This window comes from Polynucleobacter sp. UK-Kesae-W10, from assembly GCF_018881575.1.
In the GTDB taxonomy this organism is placed as follows: domain Bacteria; phylum Pseudomonadota; class Gammaproteobacteria; order Burkholderiales; family Burkholderiaceae; genus Polynucleobacter.
Genome location: NZ_JACVQB010000003.1, coordinates 182,260 through 199,126, shown reverse-complemented (window position 1 = coordinate 199,126; position 16,867 = coordinate 182,260). Strand labels below are relative to the sequence as shown.

The 16,867-nt window shown below is 47.2% G+C and carries 18 protein-coding genes; 14 read left to right on the top strand and 4 right to left on the bottom strand.

All coding sequences use genetic code 11. The features are described 5' to 3' along the window. The 7 genes from ICN24_RS10385 to ICN24_RS08745 all read left to right on the top strand — a co-directional run. A partial coding sequence (locus ICN24_RS10385; RefSeq protein ID WP_255532629.1) for an ABC transporter permease occupies positions 1-542 on the top strand: 542 nt, incomplete at its 5' end. Next, positions 542-1,327 carry an ABC transporter ATP-binding protein gene (locus ICN24_RS08770; protein ID WP_216223026.1) on the top strand — a complete coding sequence of 262 codons (786 nt, stop codon included), beginning with the start codon at positions 542-544 and terminating at the stop codon, positions 1,325-1,327. The genes ICN24_RS10385 and ICN24_RS08770, both read left to right, overlap by 1 nt. Beyond that, positions 1,324-2,256: an MlaD family protein gene (locus tag ICN24_RS08765; RefSeq protein WP_216223025.1), complete on the top strand. Its 933-nt coding sequence runs from the start codon at positions 1,324-1,326 to the stop codon at positions 2,254-2,256. Before ICN24_RS08770 ends, ICN24_RS08765 begins: the two co-directional genes overlap by 4 nt. Then, positions 2,253-2,879 carry a membrane integrity-associated transporter subunit PqiC gene (locus ICN24_RS08760; protein WP_216223023.1) on the top strand — a complete coding sequence of 209 codons (627 nt, stop codon included), beginning with the start codon at positions 2,253-2,255 and terminating at the stop codon, positions 2,877-2,879. The genes ICN24_RS08765 and ICN24_RS08760 overlap by 4 nt, the downstream gene beginning before the upstream one ends. Before the next feature lie 4 nt (positions 2,880-2,883). After that, a complete protein-coding gene (locus tag ICN24_RS08755) occupies positions 2,884-3,867 on the top strand; it encodes a tripartite tricarboxylate transporter substrate binding protein BugE (protein ID WP_255532628.1) in 984 nt (327 codons plus the stop codon). A gap of 45 nt (positions 3,868-3,912) precedes the next feature. Beyond that, positions 3,913-4,698, top strand: coding sequence for an SDR family oxidoreductase (locus ICN24_RS08750; protein ID WP_216223021.1), 786 nt, complete (start codon positions 3,913-3,915; stop codon positions 4,696-4,698). After that, a complete protein-coding gene (locus ICN24_RS08745; RefSeq protein ID WP_216223019.1) occupies positions 4,695-7,184 on the top strand; it encodes an ABC transporter permease in 2,490 nt (829 codons plus the stop codon). Before ICN24_RS08750 ends, ICN24_RS08745 begins: the two co-directional genes overlap by 4 nt. 6 nt (positions 7,185-7,190) lie before the next feature. Here the strand turns inward: ICN24_RS08745 and ICN24_RS08740 are convergent, their stop codons facing one another. From ICN24_RS08740 to ICN24_RS08725, 4 genes are read right to left on the bottom strand one after another with little or no spacing between them, the layout of a single operon-like run. Then, positions 7,191-7,727 carry an RDD family protein gene (locus ICN24_RS08740; RefSeq protein ID WP_216223017.1) on the bottom strand — a complete coding sequence of 179 codons (537 nt, stop codon included), beginning with the start codon at positions 7,725-7,727 and terminating at the stop codon, positions 7,191-7,193. 14 nt (positions 7,728-7,741) lie between these two features. Further along, entirely contained in the window at positions 7,742-8,359 is a 618-nt protein-coding gene (locus ICN24_RS08735; protein ID WP_216223015.1) for a DUF3106 domain-containing protein, read from the bottom strand. A 12-nt stretch (positions 8,360-8,371) separates the two neighbouring features. Next, positions 8,372-8,836, bottom strand: coding sequence for a DUF3619 family protein (locus tag ICN24_RS08730; protein WP_216223014.1), 465 nt, complete (start codon positions 8,834-8,836; stop codon positions 8,372-8,374). Continuing rightward, complete coding sequence (locus ICN24_RS08725) at positions 8,833-9,402, bottom strand: RNA polymerase sigma factor (protein WP_216223012.1); 570 nt, start codon at positions 9,400-9,402, stop codon at positions 8,833-8,835. Before ICN24_RS08725 ends, ICN24_RS08730 begins: the two co-directional genes overlap by 4 nt. Before the next feature lie 193 nt (positions 9,403-9,595). Between ICN24_RS08725 and ICN24_RS08720 the strand changes: the two genes are divergently transcribed. From ICN24_RS08720 to rpsO, 7 genes are all read left to right on the top strand, one after another. Continuing rightward, positions 9,596-11,380, top strand: coding sequence for an acetolactate synthase 3 catalytic subunit (locus ICN24_RS08720; RefSeq protein ID WP_216223009.1), 1,785 nt, complete (start codon positions 9,596-9,598; stop codon positions 11,378-11,380). After that, positions 11,380-11,871 (top strand): acetolactate synthase small subunit, encoded by a 492-nt coding sequence (gene ilvN / locus ICN24_RS08715; RefSeq protein ID WP_011902903.1) that lies wholly within the window; start codon positions 11,380-11,382, stop codon positions 11,869-11,871. The genes ICN24_RS08720 and ilvN overlap by 1 nt, the downstream gene beginning before the upstream one ends. Before the next feature lie 58 nt (positions 11,872-11,929). Then, a complete protein-coding gene (gene ilvC, locus ICN24_RS08710; protein WP_216223008.1) occupies positions 11,930-12,946 on the top strand; it encodes a ketol-acid reductoisomerase in 1,017 nt (338 codons plus the stop codon). 42 nt (positions 12,947-12,988) lie between these two features. Next, positions 12,989-13,636, top strand: a complete 648-nt coding sequence (locus tag ICN24_RS08705; RefSeq protein WP_216223007.1) for a phosphatidylserine decarboxylase — start codon at positions 12,989-12,991, stop codon at positions 13,634-13,636. A gap of 25 nt (positions 13,637-13,661) precedes the next feature. After that, on the top strand, positions 13,662-14,519 hold the full coding sequence (gene pssA / locus ICN24_RS08700) for a CDP-diacylglycerol--serine O-phosphatidyltransferase (protein WP_216223006.1): 858 nt from the start codon (positions 13,662-13,664) through the stop codon (positions 14,517-14,519). Positions 14,520-14,748: 229 nt separating this feature from the next. After that, positions 14,749-16,296 carry a 2-isopropylmalate synthase gene (locus ICN24_RS08695; protein ID WP_216223004.1) on the top strand — a complete coding sequence of 516 codons (1,548 nt, stop codon included), beginning with the start codon at positions 14,749-14,751 and terminating at the stop codon, positions 16,294-16,296. A 201-nt stretch (positions 16,297-16,497) separates the two neighbouring features. After that, entirely contained in the window at positions 16,498-16,767 is a 270-nt protein-coding gene (gene rpsO / locus ICN24_RS08690) for a 30S ribosomal protein S15 (RefSeq protein WP_068323724.1), read from the top strand. Positions 16,768-16,867 lie beyond the last annotated feature (100 nt).

Sequence of the window (16,867 nt, the reverse complement as noted above, 5' to 3'; positions counted from 1 at the left end):
TTGGAGCAACTACCTTTGTGGGCCCATTGGCTGCCTTAGGGATTGTGCGTGAGATGGGTCCATTGATCACAGCGATCCTGCTGGCAGGTCGCTCATCAGCTGCATTTGCAGCAGAGATCGGCACCATGACCGTGAACAGCGAGGTCGATGCTTTAGTAACCGGTGGCTTGAGCCCAATTCGTTTTTTGGTGGTTCCAAGAGTACTGGCTGGAATCTTGGTGGCCCCAATACTGACCCTTTTTGCGGACATCGTTAGCATCATTGCATCGATGTTCACGATGTTGATTTATGGAATTCCATTTATTAATTTTTACAATGGCATGTTGAGCGCAGTAGATGTTGAAGATATTTGCTCAGGCCTGATCAAGGCAACTTTATTCGGTATTGTGATTTCTGCGATGGGTTGTCTACGTGGCATGCAAACTGGTACTGGCGCTGCAGCAGTGGGTATTTCAGCTACCCGTGCCGTAGTGAGTAGTATTGTGATGATTGTGTTGGTCGACGGTATTTTTGCCTTCATCTCTTACAAGACGGGCTTTTGATGAATACGCCAGCAAACACCGCAAATCCTACATACGCAATCGATGTTCAGAAGCTCACTGTTGGTTACGGTAGCAATGTGTTGATGAAGGATCTCAATTTCACCGTCAACAATGGTGAGATATTCGTCATTCTCGGTGGCTCTGGTTGTGGAAAGTCCAGTCTGCTAAAGAATCTATTTGGCTTGTACCAGCCTCTATCTGGCGATGTCCTGATAGAAGGGCAAAATATCACTGCATCTTCTGGTGCGGCACGACAAAAAATCATGACCAGTTTTGGTGTGATGTATCAACAGGGTGCATTGTTTGGTTCCATGAATCTTTTGGATAACGTTACCCTATTTATGCAGGAGTACACCCAGCTAACCCAAGATCAAATGAATTTGCTAGCTCGTTGTAAATTAGACTTGGTTGGCTTGCTTCCTTATGAATCGTATATGCCTAGCGAGATTAGTGGCGGCATGCAAAAGCGCGCAGCGATAGCGCGAGCAATGGCGCTCGATCCGAAGATTTTATTTTTAGATGAGCCATCAGCAGGTCTCGATCCAATTACTTCTGCTGATTTGGATCAAACCATCATGGATTTATCAAAAAATCTGGGCATTACCTTTGTCATCGTATCGCATGAACTAGCCAGCATCTACGCTATTGCAGATAAGGTCATTATGTTAGACAAGGGCGCTAAAGGAATCATCGCAGAAGGTGATCCTAAAGTTTTACGTGATACCAGCACCGATCCTCGCGTGCATCAATTCTTTAATCGCATTACGACTAGGGACGCAGCATGAGTAATAACTCTAATCCGAACTATTTCCGACTTGGCGTATTTGTACTCGCTGCCATCGGGGTATTAATTGCCGTGATTTTAATTTTTGGATCTGGTCAATTTTTCAAAAAATCATTCATCATTGAAACCTACATTAAACAATCTGTAACAGGTTTGGATACTGGCGCCTCTGTACGATTTAGGGGGGTCAAAATTGGTCAGGTCACCATGATTGGTCTTTCTGGTGATATTTATGAAAAAGATGTTCCTTTCCAAGATCGTCGTCAGTACGTTGTCGTGCGGATGCAAATTATTGGTGAAACGGTGAATGAAGACCTCATCAAACAGTTTGTACAAAACAATTTGCGAGCCCAGGTCAAATCTCAGGGAATCACTGGGGTTAACTATGTTGAATTTAATTTCGTACCAACCAAAGATGCTTATTCTCCATTGCCCTATTCCTGGAAGCCTGACTACCCAGTAATCCCTTCTTTACCAAATCAAGCAGATCAAATTATTGAAGGCATTCAAAAGCTGATAGATGGCCTGAATCAGGTCAATGTTGAGGATACGCAGAAAAAATTTGATGCGCTTTTAAGTAACCTGAATACGATGATGGCCGGGGATGGAAAAGACAATGCTGGCTTAATTCAGTCTGTGAAGCAGATGAATATCATTATGGAGCGAATCGCCAAAGTGACTGATAAAGAGGAACTCAATATCCTGATGCGCGAACTGGTCGGTACGATGGTGGCGCTGCGTCAAACTGTCACCAGTATGCAGGGTGATACGCAGTTGACAATGGAAAACCTCAAGCAAACCAGCGAGCAGCTCAATGAGTTTTCAAGAATTGCTAGTCAGTCACCATCGAGTTTGATTTGGGGTGAACCTCCGCCGAAGATCAGTTTGCCGATGAATGGCACCCAAGGACAGTCTGGAGTACAGAAATGATGAAACGCCTGGTATTGATTGCTGTTGCAATTAGTTTAAGTGCTTGCTCTTTGCCAACGCGCGCCCCCGTTACGCCAAGTAGCTGGACTGTGGCGCCTGAAAGGGTTGCGGCGCCACGCCAAGCACGTACACCGTTCTGGCTCAAGATTGGAGCTGTCTCTGTGGCACCTCCTTTTGATGGGAAGTCATTGGTATATCGCTTGGGTGATCAACGTTATGAGAAGGATTTTTATAACGTGTATTCGTCTATTCCGGGCGAGATGATTGGCAATGCTGAACGGCAGTGGCTCAATAACGCCAATATTTTTTCGGCAGCCGTTGGACAGAACAATAGCTTTTTCCCGTATTACATTCTCCAGGCAAGCGTGAATGAGTTCTATGGCGACTATCGTGTTAAGCCTGAGGCCGTTGTGAGTGTCGAATTTTTCCTGACAGTAGTCAATGCGGGTAAAACCAATCCCTTGATTGGTGCAAATCGCTACACCAAGCGCGTAGCCCTCAAAGACAATACGCCGGAGGCGCTTGTCATAGGTCAGCAGCAAGCCCTTGCTGAAATCTTGAAGCAGTATGAGGATCAGCTGGATAAATATGCTGCAAACTTGCCAAAACCAATGGGGTATTGATTAAATGAAGTTGAGCTTAAAAAAGACTATTGCAACTACATTGGTACTTGCGACGACATTAGGATTCTCCGTTGCGGCCTATGCTGATGGCTTTCCCAATAAACCTATTCGACTGATTGTCCCGTTTGCACCAGGTGGCAGCACTGACATCATTGCCCGTGCGGTTGGTGATGCGCTTGGTCGTCAATTGGGTCAACCCGTGATTGTGGAAAATAAAGCGGGTGGGGGCGGATCTGTTGGCGCTCTTGAGGTGATGCGCTCTCCCAAGGATGGCTACACCATTGGCATGGCTACGGTGTCTACTACTGCCTCCAATCCCGCCATCAACCCCAAGATTGGTTACGATCCAATTACGGATTTCACGGCCATTAGCAATATTGCTGCAACACCCAACATCATTGCAGTCAATCCTTCGTTTCCAGCAAAAGACTTTAAAACCTTTCTAGCGGTTCTTAAGGCTAATCCTGGTAAGTATTCTTACTCCAGCTCTGGGACCGGTGGCATTGGCCACTTGCAAACCGAGTTGTTTAAGAGCTTGGCGGGGGTTTATATCGTGCACATTCCGTATCGCGGCGCCGGTCCGGCGTTAGCTGACACAGTAGGCGGCCAGGTCTCGATGATTTTTGATAACTTGCCATCCTCCCTGCCGTTTATTAAAGACGGTAAGCTGGTGCCGATTGTGATTGCCGCTCCAAAACGTTTAGCGCAATTGCCTAACGTGCCTACCTTCACTGAGGTAGGTCTTGCGCCAGTCAATCGGATGGCGTACTACGGTTTGCTTGGTCCCGCAGGGCTGCCTAAAGACGTAGTCGATAAATACTATGCCGCTTTAAAAACTGTGGTTGCAGATCCTGCTGTGAAAAAGCGCATTGAAGAGACGGGCTCAATCATTAACGTCAATGGCCCTGAGTCTTTTGCAAAAGAGATCAAGGCTGAATACACTATTTACAAAGAAGTCGTAGCCAAACAAAAATTAACATTGGATTAGTAAGCGCAGCACACTAAAAAATAAAATTACCGAAGTGGAGACAACATGGATTTAGGTATTAAAGGTAAGGTTGCTTTAGTCATGGCATCTAGCCGAGGGCTAGGTCAGGCGATGGCTGTTTCTTTGGCACGTGAAGGTGTCAAGGTCGCGGTTACAGGTCGCAATGCCGAAGGTCTGCAAGAGTCCGTGAGGCTGATAGAGGCCGCCGGTGGTGTTGCCTTGGCCCTTAGCTGGGATCTTTCCAATCATTCCATAATTGACTCCTTAGTGTCTCAAGTTGAAACGACCTTAGGTCCAATCGATATCTTGATTAATAACACGGGTGGACCACCACCAACTCCTGCGGCCGGGCAAGATCCTGCACTTTGGCAAAAAAGCTTTAATGACATGGTGCTGTCTTTAATTGCCATTACGGATCGCGTATTGCCTGGGATGCGTCAACGTCGTTGGGGCAGAATTATTACGAGCACTACCTCAGGTGCAATTGCGCCCATCAAAAATTTAGCAATTTCCAATACCTTGCGTGCAGCACTATTGGCTTGGTCAAAAACATTGGCATCAGAAGTAGCTGCTGACGGTATCACAGTGAACATCATCATGCCGGGTAGGGTGGCAACCGACCGTTTGCGTCAATTGGATGAAGCGCGTGCCAAGCGTGAGGGTAGTACTTATGAGGCTGTTGTAGAGGCCAGCTTGCGCCAAATTCCGATGGGTCGTTATGGTGATCCACGCGAATACGGTGATACCGCAGCCTTTTTGGCAAGTCAAAACGCATCCTTTATCACTGGTACCGTCATGCGTGTGGATGGCGGCCAGATTCAGGCAATTTGATTTCTTTGATTTCAGGGCTCCTGCGGGGTCTTCGACAGGATCTTCGCTCTAAAGAGCTCAAATGGTTGTTGATTGCGCTGACTCTTTCGGTCAGCGCGTTAACGAGTGTCAGCTTTTTGGCTGATCGCATGCATCGGGCTTTTGAGTTTGATGCTCGCCAACTTCTCGCGGCCGATCTTTTACTAGTTGCTGATCAACCCATCCCTGAGCAATTTATTCAAGAGGCGGACAAGCAGAAATTACAAACCGCGCAGACAGTTGTCTTTCCGAGCATGGCTACCGTTGGCTCTGAAAGTAAATTGACTTCGGTAAAAGCCGTCAGCTCTAGTTATCCATTAAGGGGTGCGCTACAGCTGCAGGGTCTAGTAAACAATCCCCAGGAAAAGATTGCTGGACTTGGCAGAGGTAATGCGTGGGTAGAGCCTGGCCTTCTCAATAGCCTGCATGCAAAGGTGGGTGATTCGATTCGTTTGGGTGAGCGGGAGTTTGTGATAGCTGGCGTGATTACTCGTGAGCTGGATCGCGGTGCAGGTTTTATGAACTTCGCTCCTCGCTTAATGATTGCCTTAGATGATTTACCTTCGACCGGTCTGATTGGGCTGGGAAGTCGAGTGACATATCGTTTTCTCTTAGCGGGTTCGGATGAAAGTATTACCGCCTATCAGACGTGGGCTACTGACTATATTCAGTCGCAAAATCTTCGTGGCATCAGAATCGAGACGCTAGATAATGCGCAGCCCACAATGCGTAAAACTTTGGAGAGGGCTGAGCAATTTCTTTCCCTGGTGGCTATGCTGACTGCCATGATTGCTGGTGTTGCGATTGCCCTATCAGCGCGGCGCTACATGGTCAAGCAAGCGGATGCCTGTGCCACCCTCAAGTGTTTTGGTGCCACAAAAGCCATGATTCTGTATGGCCAAATAAAGACCTTGATCTTGCTTGGCTTCATTGCTGCGGTAGCAGGTTGTCTTCTAGGGTATTTGATCCAAAGTCTGTTGATTGGCGTGCTAGGCGATTTGATTGCAACTAACTTGCCTTCTATTTCGATTGCTCCTGTTATTTGGAGCGTTTTATTTACTTGGTTCTTGTTGCTGGGCTTTGCCGGCCCATCCATGATGGCCTTGGTGAATGTTTCACCAATTCGATTAATTCGAAAAGAGTTTGCTCCGCTAACAACAGCCTCTATTTGGGTAGGCTTGTTTGGTTTGTGTTGCTCTGGGGCATTAATTTTTTTCGCGGCGCAAGATTGGAAATTAGCACTTTGGGTTGGGGCAAGCTTCTTGGCAGCCATTTTGGTGTTTTCAGTTTTAGCCTATGCTTTGCTCAAAGCGATTTCAAAAGTGAAGAGCCAGGGTTTTGCAACACAATTTGTTTTTGTAGCGCTATCGCGTAATTTGGGATTTGTGACTATGCAAATTACGACTTTAGGGATTGCAATCATGGCGCTCTTATTGATCTTGTTGTTACGCCAAGATCTACTGAGCACATGGCAGGGCAATATTCCAGCTGATGCACCCAACCGTTTCATGATTAATATCCAAGGCGATCAAAAACAGGGTGTGGCAAACACCTTACGCGCTGGTGGTGTTGGAGAACCAGAGTTCTACCCGATGGTGCGTGGTCGCTTAACGCAAATCAATCGCAAAGATATTTACCCGGCCGATTTTCCACAAGAGAACGCGCGGCGATTAGTCGATCGTGAATTTAACTTGTCTTACACCACTCAATTGCCGCCAGGTAATCGCATTGTCTCTGGACAATGGCTTAATGACGCTGCTCCCCAAATCTCCATGGAAGCAGGCATTGCGAAGACCCTGAACCTAAAGCTGGGCGATCAGCTCACTTATGAAGTGGCAGGTGAAAAAATAACCGCCCCCATCACATCCTTGCGCAAACTTGATTGGGGATCGATGCGGGTCAACTTTTTTGTCATCATGCCTCCCGCGCAGTTGGCTGGTATGCCGCAATCGTGGATTACTTCCTACTATCAAAGTCCTGAGCTTGAGTCTTTGGACTTCGCGCTTTGCCAACAGTTTCCCAATCTGACTTTGGTTGACGTATCAGCATCACTACAACAAATCCAGGAAATCATTAATAAACTTTCAGCAGCCTTAAGTCTGCTATTCGCCTTTACGATGATTGCGTCCATGCTGGTCTTAATATCCGCAATTGCTGCTACTCAGGACGAGCGTTTCAGAAACGCCGCATTGCTAAAGGCCTTGGGCGCATCTAGGGCGGTATTGGCCAATATTGCGCGTATCGAGTTGTTGTTGATTGGGGCTATTGCTGGGTTGCTCGCTGGCATCGCTGCCGGCATTGCTGCGTGGGCTCTGGGCCGCTATGTATTGGAAATTGAATTTAACGCTTTTGCGCAGACACTATCGATGGGAATTGGCTTTGGCATTGTGGCGTCACTGGCTGCTGGATACCGCTTTCAGGCTCGCATACAACAGGCCAGCGCAATTGAGTCCCTCCGAGAGGCTTAGGACGCCCTAAGAGAGTGTGACGAGGTTCTTTGGTAGCTCGACCAAGCGAGAACCTGCGAGACGGTCTGGCACGCTTTGGCGCAGCGCTGCTGGACGTCGATCCAGGTAGATAGTCAGTGGCCAGACAAAGAGTGCAACAGTAAACAGCATCTCAATGATCTGCCATTTTTCTAAATGGAATACTGCTTGCAATGCTACGCAGGGAATAATCCACAGCGAACCATAGAGGTAGCGCCAAATAGCTTGACGCCGAGTGAGTGAAAAGCCTTGGTGGCCAATCAGGCGTACGCGCCATGTTTGCATTGCGAGAGTTTGCCCGGATTTGGTCCAATACCAAACAAAGTAAGCTCCCAATACGGTATAGAGATACAAAAAAGTGAGCCAACTGGGAAGCGCAATACCAAAGAGGATGCCCAAGGCCAGATTCGGAACTAAGAAAGTAAAGGCAATGACGCCCAGTAACACCAGCTGCTCATAGAGGCAGCAAGAGACCCGACGCCAAAATGAGGGCGAAGGTAATGCATTTAGTTCAGCAGGAGTCATCAAACAACGATACCTTACTGGGTATCGGCACTAGCGGGAGCAACTTGGGTAGGCGCTTCCGTGACAATGCTTCTAGGTTTGGGGGCAAGCGGAGGTGGGGTAGTGTCTTGTTTAATGGCGTGCTGCTGCAAAGTAGGCGCATTAATGGCGTTAGGCTTTTTCTTAGCCTCCAGTTCAGCGAGCTTCTTCTTTTGCTCATCGCTTAATTTTTGATAAGCACTCCAAGCTTCCGCTTTCTTCTCTGCAGGAAACTGCAGGCTGCTTAAATAGTTTTCACGTGCAATGCGACGATCTTTTTGTGAGAGATTAGACCAGCTAGTCATGCGTGACTGCAAACGCTCTTGGTCTTGCGCACTCATCTTCGGATAGATGTTGGCAACATAGATCCACTTCTTGCGACTATCCGGGAGCATGTAATCCCAGTCACTTTCAAGCGGTGCCAGAATCGTTTGTTGCGAGTGATTCAAGCTTTCCCAGGTACCATCGGGCTTCTTTTCTGGGATGGCGGTAGTTTTGCCATGAGCAGCGCCTGATGGCGTCTGCGCAAAGCACATTGGTGTTTGACTCAAGCAAGCGCCAGCTACCAATGCAGCTAGGGCATTAGCAACGAAGAGCTTGTGTGTGTGATGCATTGGGCGCTATGTTTATTTGGCTGGAGTCAGCTGTGAGGCGCTATCTTCGGAGTCGGACAGTGGGCCGTTCTTAAGAAAAGCCATAAAGCCACTATCTGCGTAAGCATCTGGTGGAACATCGTCCGTCAATAAAGCAGCATCGACTTCAGCAATATCGTTAATGCGTGACTCATCTTGCCACTGCGCAATACCAATCAATCCAAATACGAGCACGACCAAGGGCGCAACCCAACCCAAGGTGTCCCAAACACCATTGGATGATCTTGGGGACCAATTTCCTGTAAAACCAGCAAAGACAGTCTTTTGTACCCGAACTTTTTCTGGTTTACGAACGGCCAGGGCTTTCATGCGAGCAGCATGGAGGCGATCTTTAATGCTGACAGGCAAGTTTTGAACGCTTTGCTTAAGCAGGGCAGCGCTCGCTAAGCCAAATTGATCGACTTGGGACTCGTTCAGGGGGTCAAGATGGTTTTTCACAGGGTAATTCCTTTTAATTTCAATGCTTTAGCCAGAGTTTGGGTCGCTCTAGAACAATGCGTTTTGACGCTGCCTTCACTACAACTCATCGCTTTGGCAGTTTCAGTAATGCTTAGCTCATCCCAATAACGCATTAGGAAGGCTTCTCGTTGACGTACAGGTAATTTCGCTATTTCTGACTCCAAAGCCTGTAAAAGCTGGCTTTGCTCTAGTTTTTGAGCGCCATCCTGGTGAATTTCACTGTCATCTGGCGCCGAAAGTGACTCTAAGGGGTCAAAATCGTCGTTTTCATCCGATTTTTTGCCCATGCTTGAAAACAGGGTCACCCAGGCATTTCTGACCTTTTGACGGCGAAACCAGTCATGAATCCGGTTTTGGAGAATGCGCGTGAATACCAGGGGTAGCTCACTAGCGGGGCGATCGCCATATTTTTCGGCCAATTTGATCATCGCGTCCTGAACAATGTCTAAGGCAGCATCATCGTCACGCACGGCATATACCGCTTGCTTGAATGCACGCTGCTCGACACTGCTCAGAAAGTCAGATAGTTCTTGGGCTGAAGCCATGCAATCGATTACACCTGAATCGGTAAGAATTGAGCTATTTTAGGGGATTGCTATAGAATATAGGGCTTACTACCTAGAATCTCATTCAAGAAGTGGTTTTTTCCGGTAGCAGCGCCGTTCGAACTCGGGCCATAAGCAAGAGATAGAACAGACCAAACAATTTTTTGCCGAAAATTGCAAAGGACGAAAGAAAATGAATACAAGCAGCGCCGAATTTTTAGCTACAAAAGCTAACAAAGACTCAGTAAATACAACTACAGCAGCAGCCCCTGAAATGATTGGTGCTGAAATGCTCGTGCATGCATTGCACAAAGAGGGTGTTGAATTCGTGTGGGGTTACCCAGGCGGCTCTGTTCTCTTTATTTACGACGAAATTTTTAAACAAGATAAGTTCGAACATATTTTGGTGCGTCACGAACAGGCGGCTGTTCATGCTGCTGATGGCTATGCACGTGCAACCGGTAAGGTTGGTGTGGCATTGGTGACATCGGGGCCAGGCGTTACCAATGCGGTGACAGGTATTGCCACTGCATATACGGATTCGATCCCAATGGTGATCATCAGCGGTAACGTGCCGACTTATGCCATTGGTGAAGATGCATTCCAAGAAGCCGATACCGTAGGTATCACTCGCCCTGTGGTTAAACATAACTTCCTGGTTAAGGATGTTAAGGATTTGCCATTGGTCTTGAAGAAAGCTTTTCACATTGCTCAGACTGGTCGTCCAGGCCCCGTGTTGATCGACATTCCTAAGGATGTATCAGCAGCAAAAGGCCCCTTTGTCTATCCAGAGACTTTGGAGATGCGCTCCTATAACCCGGTTGTGAAGGGTCACAGCGGTCAGATCCGCAAGGCTGTTGCTCTCCTGCAAGAGGCTGAGCGTCCATATATTTATACCGGCGGCGGCATTATCTTGGCTGACGCAGCGCCTGAACTAAAAGAGTTTGCAGACCTCTTGGGTTATCCCGTTACCAATACCCTGATGGGTTTGGGCGGCTTCCCGGGTACTAGCCCACAGTTTTTAGGCATGCTCGGTATGCATGGAACGTATGAAGCCAATATGGCCATGCAACACAGTGATGTGTTGATTGCGATTGGCGCGCGTTTTGATGACCGCGTTATTGGTAATACGGCACACTTTGCAAGTCATCCTCGCAAAATCATTCATATTGATATCGACCCTTCAGTGATTTCAAAACGCGTGAAGGTCGATGTTCCTATCGTTGGCAATCTCAAGGAAGTTTTGGTAGAGATGACTGCACAACTCAAAGCTGCTGGTCCTCGCAAGAATGGCGATAAAGTGGCTGCTTGGTGGGATCAGATTAACGAATGGCGTAAAAAAGATTGCTTGAAGTATGACGAAGCATCTCAGATCGTGAAGCCGCAGTACGTAGTTCAAAAGCTATGGGAGCTGACGGGTGGCGATGCCTTTGTTTGTTCTGACGTGGGACAGCATCAGATGTGGGCTGCTCAGTTCTACAAGTTTGATAAGCCACGTCGTTGGATCAACTCAGGTGGTCTGGGTACTATGGGTGTTGGCTTGCCTTACGCCATGGGTATCAAAAAAGCCTTCCCTGAGAAAGATGTTTTCACTATCACTGGTGAAGGTTCTATCCAGATGTGTATTCAAGAGCTCTCTACCTGCAAGCAATATGACACTCCCGTGAAGATTGTGTCCCTGAATAATCGTTACTTAGGTATGGTTCGTCAGTGGCAGGAGCTTACTTATAACAAGCGCTACTCCAGCTCTTACATGGACTCTTTGCCTGACTTTGTGAAGTTGGCTGAGGCCTATGGGCACGTTGGTATGCGTATTGAGAAAAAATCTGACGTAGAGGGTGCGCTCAAAGAGGCGATTCGCTTAAAAGATCGCACTGTATTTATGGATTTCCAGACTGACCCAGAAGAAAACGTTTGGCCCATGGTTCAAGCGGGCAAGGGAATTACTGAAATGCTTTTGGGCAGCGAGGATCTGTAATGCGACATATTATTTCTGTATTAATTGAAAACGAACCGGGCGCGCTATCACGAGTAGTGGGCCTATTTTCTGCTCGCGGCTACAACATTGATACCTTAAGTGTTGCGCCGACTGAAGATCCATCACTATCTCGCATGACGATTGTGACTTTTGGCTCTGATGATGTGATCGAGCAAATTACGAAGCACTTAAACCGTTTGGTTGAGGTTGTTAAGGTGTTTGACTTAAGCGAAGGTCCTCATATTGAGCGTGAGCTCATGATGATCAAGGTCCGCGCTGTTGGTAAGGAGCGTGAAGAGTTAAAGCGCACAACCGACATTTTCCGTGGCCGCATCATTGATGTCACGGATAAGAGTTACACCATAGAGCTAACTGGTGACGGGGCTAAGTTGGACGCCTTTATTGATTCGATTGATCGCGCATCCATTCTGGAAACGGTTCGCTCTGGCGGATCTGGAATTGGTCGCGGCGAGCGGATCTTAAAAGTTTAATTTTTTTAACTTATTTATTGCATTACTAAATACATATTTTTCAACACAAGGAAATAGCATGAAAGTTTTTTACGATAAAGACGCTGATTTGTCCCTCATTAAGGGCAAGAAAGTCACCATCATTGGTTACGGTTCACAAGGCCATGCGCATGCATTGAACCTCAAAGATTCTGGCGTTAACGTGACCGTTGGTTTGCGTAAAAACGGCGCTTCCTGGAGTAAAGCCGCAAACGCTGGCTTGACCGTTAAAGAAGTAGCGGATGCTGTAAAAGACGCCGATGTTGTGATGATGCTATTGCCAGATGAGCAAATCGCTGACGTATATAACAAGGAAGTACATGCCAATATTAAGCAGGGCGCAGCATTGGCTTTTGCCCACGGCTTTAACGTGCATTATGGTCAAGTTCAGCCGCGCGCTGATTTAGACGTAATCATGATCGCTCCTAAGGCGCCTGGTCACACTGTTCGCGGCACATACAGTCAAGGTGGCGGTGTTCCTCATTTGATCGCCGTGTATCAGGATAAATCTGGTTCTGCTCGTGATGTTGCTTTGTCTTATGCAACTGCTAACGGCGGCGGTCGTGCTGGCATTATCGAAACAAACTTCCGTGAAGAGACTGAGACTGACTTGTTCGGTGAGCAAGCTGTTCTTTGTGGTGGCGCAGTTGAATTGATCAAAGCTGGTTTTGAGACTTTGGTTGAAGCTGGCTACGCTCCTGAAATGGCTTATTTTGAGTGCTTGCATGAGCTCAAGTTGATCGTTGACTTGATCTACGAAGGTGGCATTGCCAATATGAACTACTCAATCTCTAACAATGCAGAGTATGGCGAGTACGTAACTGGCCCACGCGTTGTTACCGAAGATACTAAGAACGCAATGCGTCAGTGCTTGAAAGACATTCAGACTGGTGAATATGCAAAGAGCTTCATCCTTGAAAACAAGGCCGGTGCTCCTACATTGATCTCCCGTCGTCGTTTGAACGCTGAGCATGACATCGAAGTAGTTGGTGCTAAGTTGCGCGCAATGATGCCTTGGATCGCTAAGAACAAGTTGGTTGACCAAACTAAGAACTAAGCATTCGATTGATTGAAGTAACTTAAAAGGCTCAGAATAAATATGATGTATCCACACCCCATTATTGCGAAAGAAGGTTGGCCCTATTTGGCGCTAGTGGGGGTGGTGACTTTGCTGGTTCACTACCTCGGCGGTATCGCTTGGTCATGGCCACTTTGGATCATCTTTATTTTTGTGCTGCAGTTTTTCCGTGATCCTCAGCGCATTCCTGCGCTTGGTCGCGATTTAGTATTGTCTCCAGCTGATGGTCGTATTGTGGTGGTTGAAACTGCCAATGATCCTTATGCAGGTCGTGAAGCGCTCAAGATTAGTGTTTTCATGAACGTTTTCAATGTTCACTCCAACCGCAGCGCGGTCAATGGTTTGGTAAAAGAGATTCAGTACTTTCCGGGTAAGTTTGTTAACGCAGATCTGGATAAGGCTTCTACAGAAAATGAACGTAATGCCGTCGTGATTGATGCCAATGGTCAAGTGGTGACCCTGGTTCAAGTTGCTGGCCTTATTGCACGCCGTATTCTGTGCTACATCCATGTTGGTGATCGCCTGAAAGCAGGGGAGCGCTACGGCTTTATTCGCTTTGGATCGCGTGTAGATGTTTATTTACCCTTAACTGCTGAACCTTTGGTTTCTGTTGGTGATAAAGTATTTGCAACCAATACAGCTTTGGCGCGTGTGCCTGGCTTAGATTGATTCAAATTCTTTACCGGGGCTTTATTTGACTACCTTTCGCCGTCGTGGCCGTTTAGATCGCAGCCGCCTGACTCAGCTTCGCAAGCATTCATCTCAGGATGAGTGGGCTGAAGAGCTTGGCGATCCTTTGGATTATGAGGAAGAAGCGCAACAAAAACCTCGTCCACGTAACAAGGGCATCTACCTTCTTCCTAACGCCTTTACCACGGCTGCGCTGTTCAGCGGTTTTTTTGCCATCGTCAATGCAATGAACGATCAGTTCCAGATTGCTGCAATTGCGATCTTTGCTTCATTGGTTTTGGATGGCATGGATGGTCGAGTAGCGCGCATGACCAATACGCAAAGTGCTTTTGGAGAGCAATATGATTCGCTCGCGGATATGGTTTCCTTTGGTGTGGCGCCAGCTCTAGTTGCTTACGAGTGGGCCTTAAAAGATTTAGGTAAGTGGGGTTGGTTAGCCGCCTTTACTTATTGCGCTGGTGCAGCTCTACGCTTGGCCCGCTTTAATGTGAATACCGGTGTAGTAGATAAGAAGTTCTTCCAGGGCTTACCTAGTCCTGCGGCTGGCTCCTTGATTGCTGGCTTTATTTGGTTGGCAGACGACAACAAGATTCCTGTGCGAGATACGGCTATACCCTGGATTACCTTCTTCATTGCAGTCTACGCAGGCCTGACTATGGTTTCCAATGCCCGTTTTTATAGTGGCAAAGCCTTGGACGTCCGTTACCGTGTGCCGTTTGGCGTCATGGTCTTATTGATATTGACCTTTGTCCTGATTTCTTCAAACCCACCCTTAACGCTCTTTGGCTTATTTGTGGTCTATTCCATTTCGGGATACGTCATATGGGCTTGGGAGCGTCTGAGTGGCAAACGTTTTAGCTAAAACCGAGTTTTTCGGGTATATTTAATCCATGTTGATGAATTTTTCGCCTTTAACCGGCCTCCTTCTACTAGCACTAAGCCTAAAGCTTGGGGCGGGTAAGGCCTGAGTTGATGCGATAGAGTAAATCCATTAACCACCAATACCAGCCCCAGCATATTGCTGGGGTTTTTGTTTTTACGATGGCAGTACAGTAGTAAATGAATGTAGTTATCCCAATCGGAGAGTAGTGATGAGCGACAAAGTAATCATTTTTGATACCACCTTGCGTGATGGCGAGCAATCCCCAGGCGCATCTATGACTAAAGACGAGAAGGTGCGTATTGCACGTCAGCTAGAGCGCCTTAAGGTGGATGTGATTGAGGCTGGCTTTGCTGCAAGCTCGGAAGGGGACTTTCAGGCAATTTCTGCAGTTGCCGCTGCCGTGAAGGATTCTATTGTTTGTTCATTGGCCAGAGCGAATGACAAAGATATTACTCGTGCTGCAGATGCACTGCAAGCTGCCAATGCCAAGCGGATCCATGCATTCTTGGCGACTAGCCCATTGCATATGGCAGTGAAGTTGCGCATGTCACCAGAAGAGGTCTTGGAGCAGGCAAAACGTTCCATTCGCTTTGCTAGAAACTTGGCATCCGATATCGAATTTTCTGCTGAGGATGGCTATCGCTCAGAGATGGATTTCTTGTGCAGGGTGGTTGAGGCGGTGATCAATGAAGGTGCTTCAACGATCAATATCCCTGACACTGTAGGTTATGCAACTCCTGAGTTGTATGGCGAGTTTATTAAAACTTTGCGTACCCGCGTTCCTAATTCTGACAAGGCCATCTGGTCTGTGCATTGTCATAACGACTTGGGAATGGCGGTAGCCAACTCCTTAGCTGGTGTCAAGATTGGCGGAGCTCGCCAGATCGAGTGCACTATCAACGGTTTGGGTGAGCGTGCAGGCAATACTGCTTTGGAAGAAATCGTAATGTCCTTGCGCACTCGTAAGGATTACTTTGATATGGTGTGCGGTATCGATGCAAGTCAAATCGTTCCAGCGTCCAAATTGGTTTCACAGATCACTGGATTTGTAGTGCAGCCCAATAAAGCAGTTGTTGGCGCTAATGCGTTTGCACATGCTTCAGGCATTCATCAAGATGGCATCTTGAAGAACCGTGAAACCTACGAAATCATGCGTGCCGAAGATGTAGGTTGGTCTACCAACAAAATTGTCTTGGGAAAATTATCTGGTCGAAATGCGTTCAAGCAACGCTTACAAGAGTTGGGTATCACTGTAGAAGCCGAGGCTGATATCAATGAGGCGTTTGCGCGCTTTAAAGCTTTAGCAGATCAAAAGGCTGAAATTTTTGACGAGGACATTATTGCCATCATGTCCGATTCGGCAGCTGCAGAAGAGGGCGAGCATTACCATTTCATTTCATTGAGCCAGCACTCTGAAACAGGTGAGCGCCCTACATCACGCGTGACATTTCGCATGGGCGATAAAGAGGTTAGCTCAGAAGCCCAAGGCAATGGCCCAGTCGATGCCAGTTTGAATGCCATCGAGGAAGTAGCAAAAAGCGGTGCTGAACAGTTGCTCTATTCTGTAAATGCCATTACTTCAGGCACACAGTCACAAGGTGAGGTAACCGTTCGCTTGGCCAAGGGCGGCAGAATCGTCAATGGCGTAGGTACGGATCCAGACATCATTGCAGCGTCTGCCAAGGCTTATTTATCCGCCTTGAACAAGCTGCATGACCCTAGCCAGGCTAAATTAAATGCACAAATGACCCCATAAAATCTATAAATCATTGATTTATATGGATTTATTGTTAAAAAGCCACCTACGGGTGGTTTTTTGCATCCTCAATCTCCACCTTACATGATCTGCTACAATTCGAGGGCTTTGATTTGTAAAGCTTTTTTGTTTTATTTTGTTAATAACGCACGACACAAATTGGGTGAAAGCTCACGTGTTCGCAAGTAAGGAGTATTAAAAATGGCAGTTGCTGATATCAAAACGGCGGAAATCGTCAAAGAAAACGCGCGCAGCGCAAACGATACGGGTAGTCCTGAAGTGCAAGTTTCTTTGCTCACAGCCCGCATCAATGAATTAACCCCCCATTTCAAGGCTAACGCCAAAGACCATCACAGCCGTCGCGGTTTGTTGAAGATGGTTTCACGTCGCCGTCGCCTCTTGGATTACCTCAAAGGCAAAGATCTGGATCGCTATCGCGCATTGATCGAGAAATTAGGTCTCCGTAAGTAATTCTTATCGGTATTGCAATGCCATCTCACTTAGGGTTGTTTCTTTACGGAATCAGTCTTAAGAAGGTGGCATGTTTTTTGAGCGCTTTTAGATTATTTGT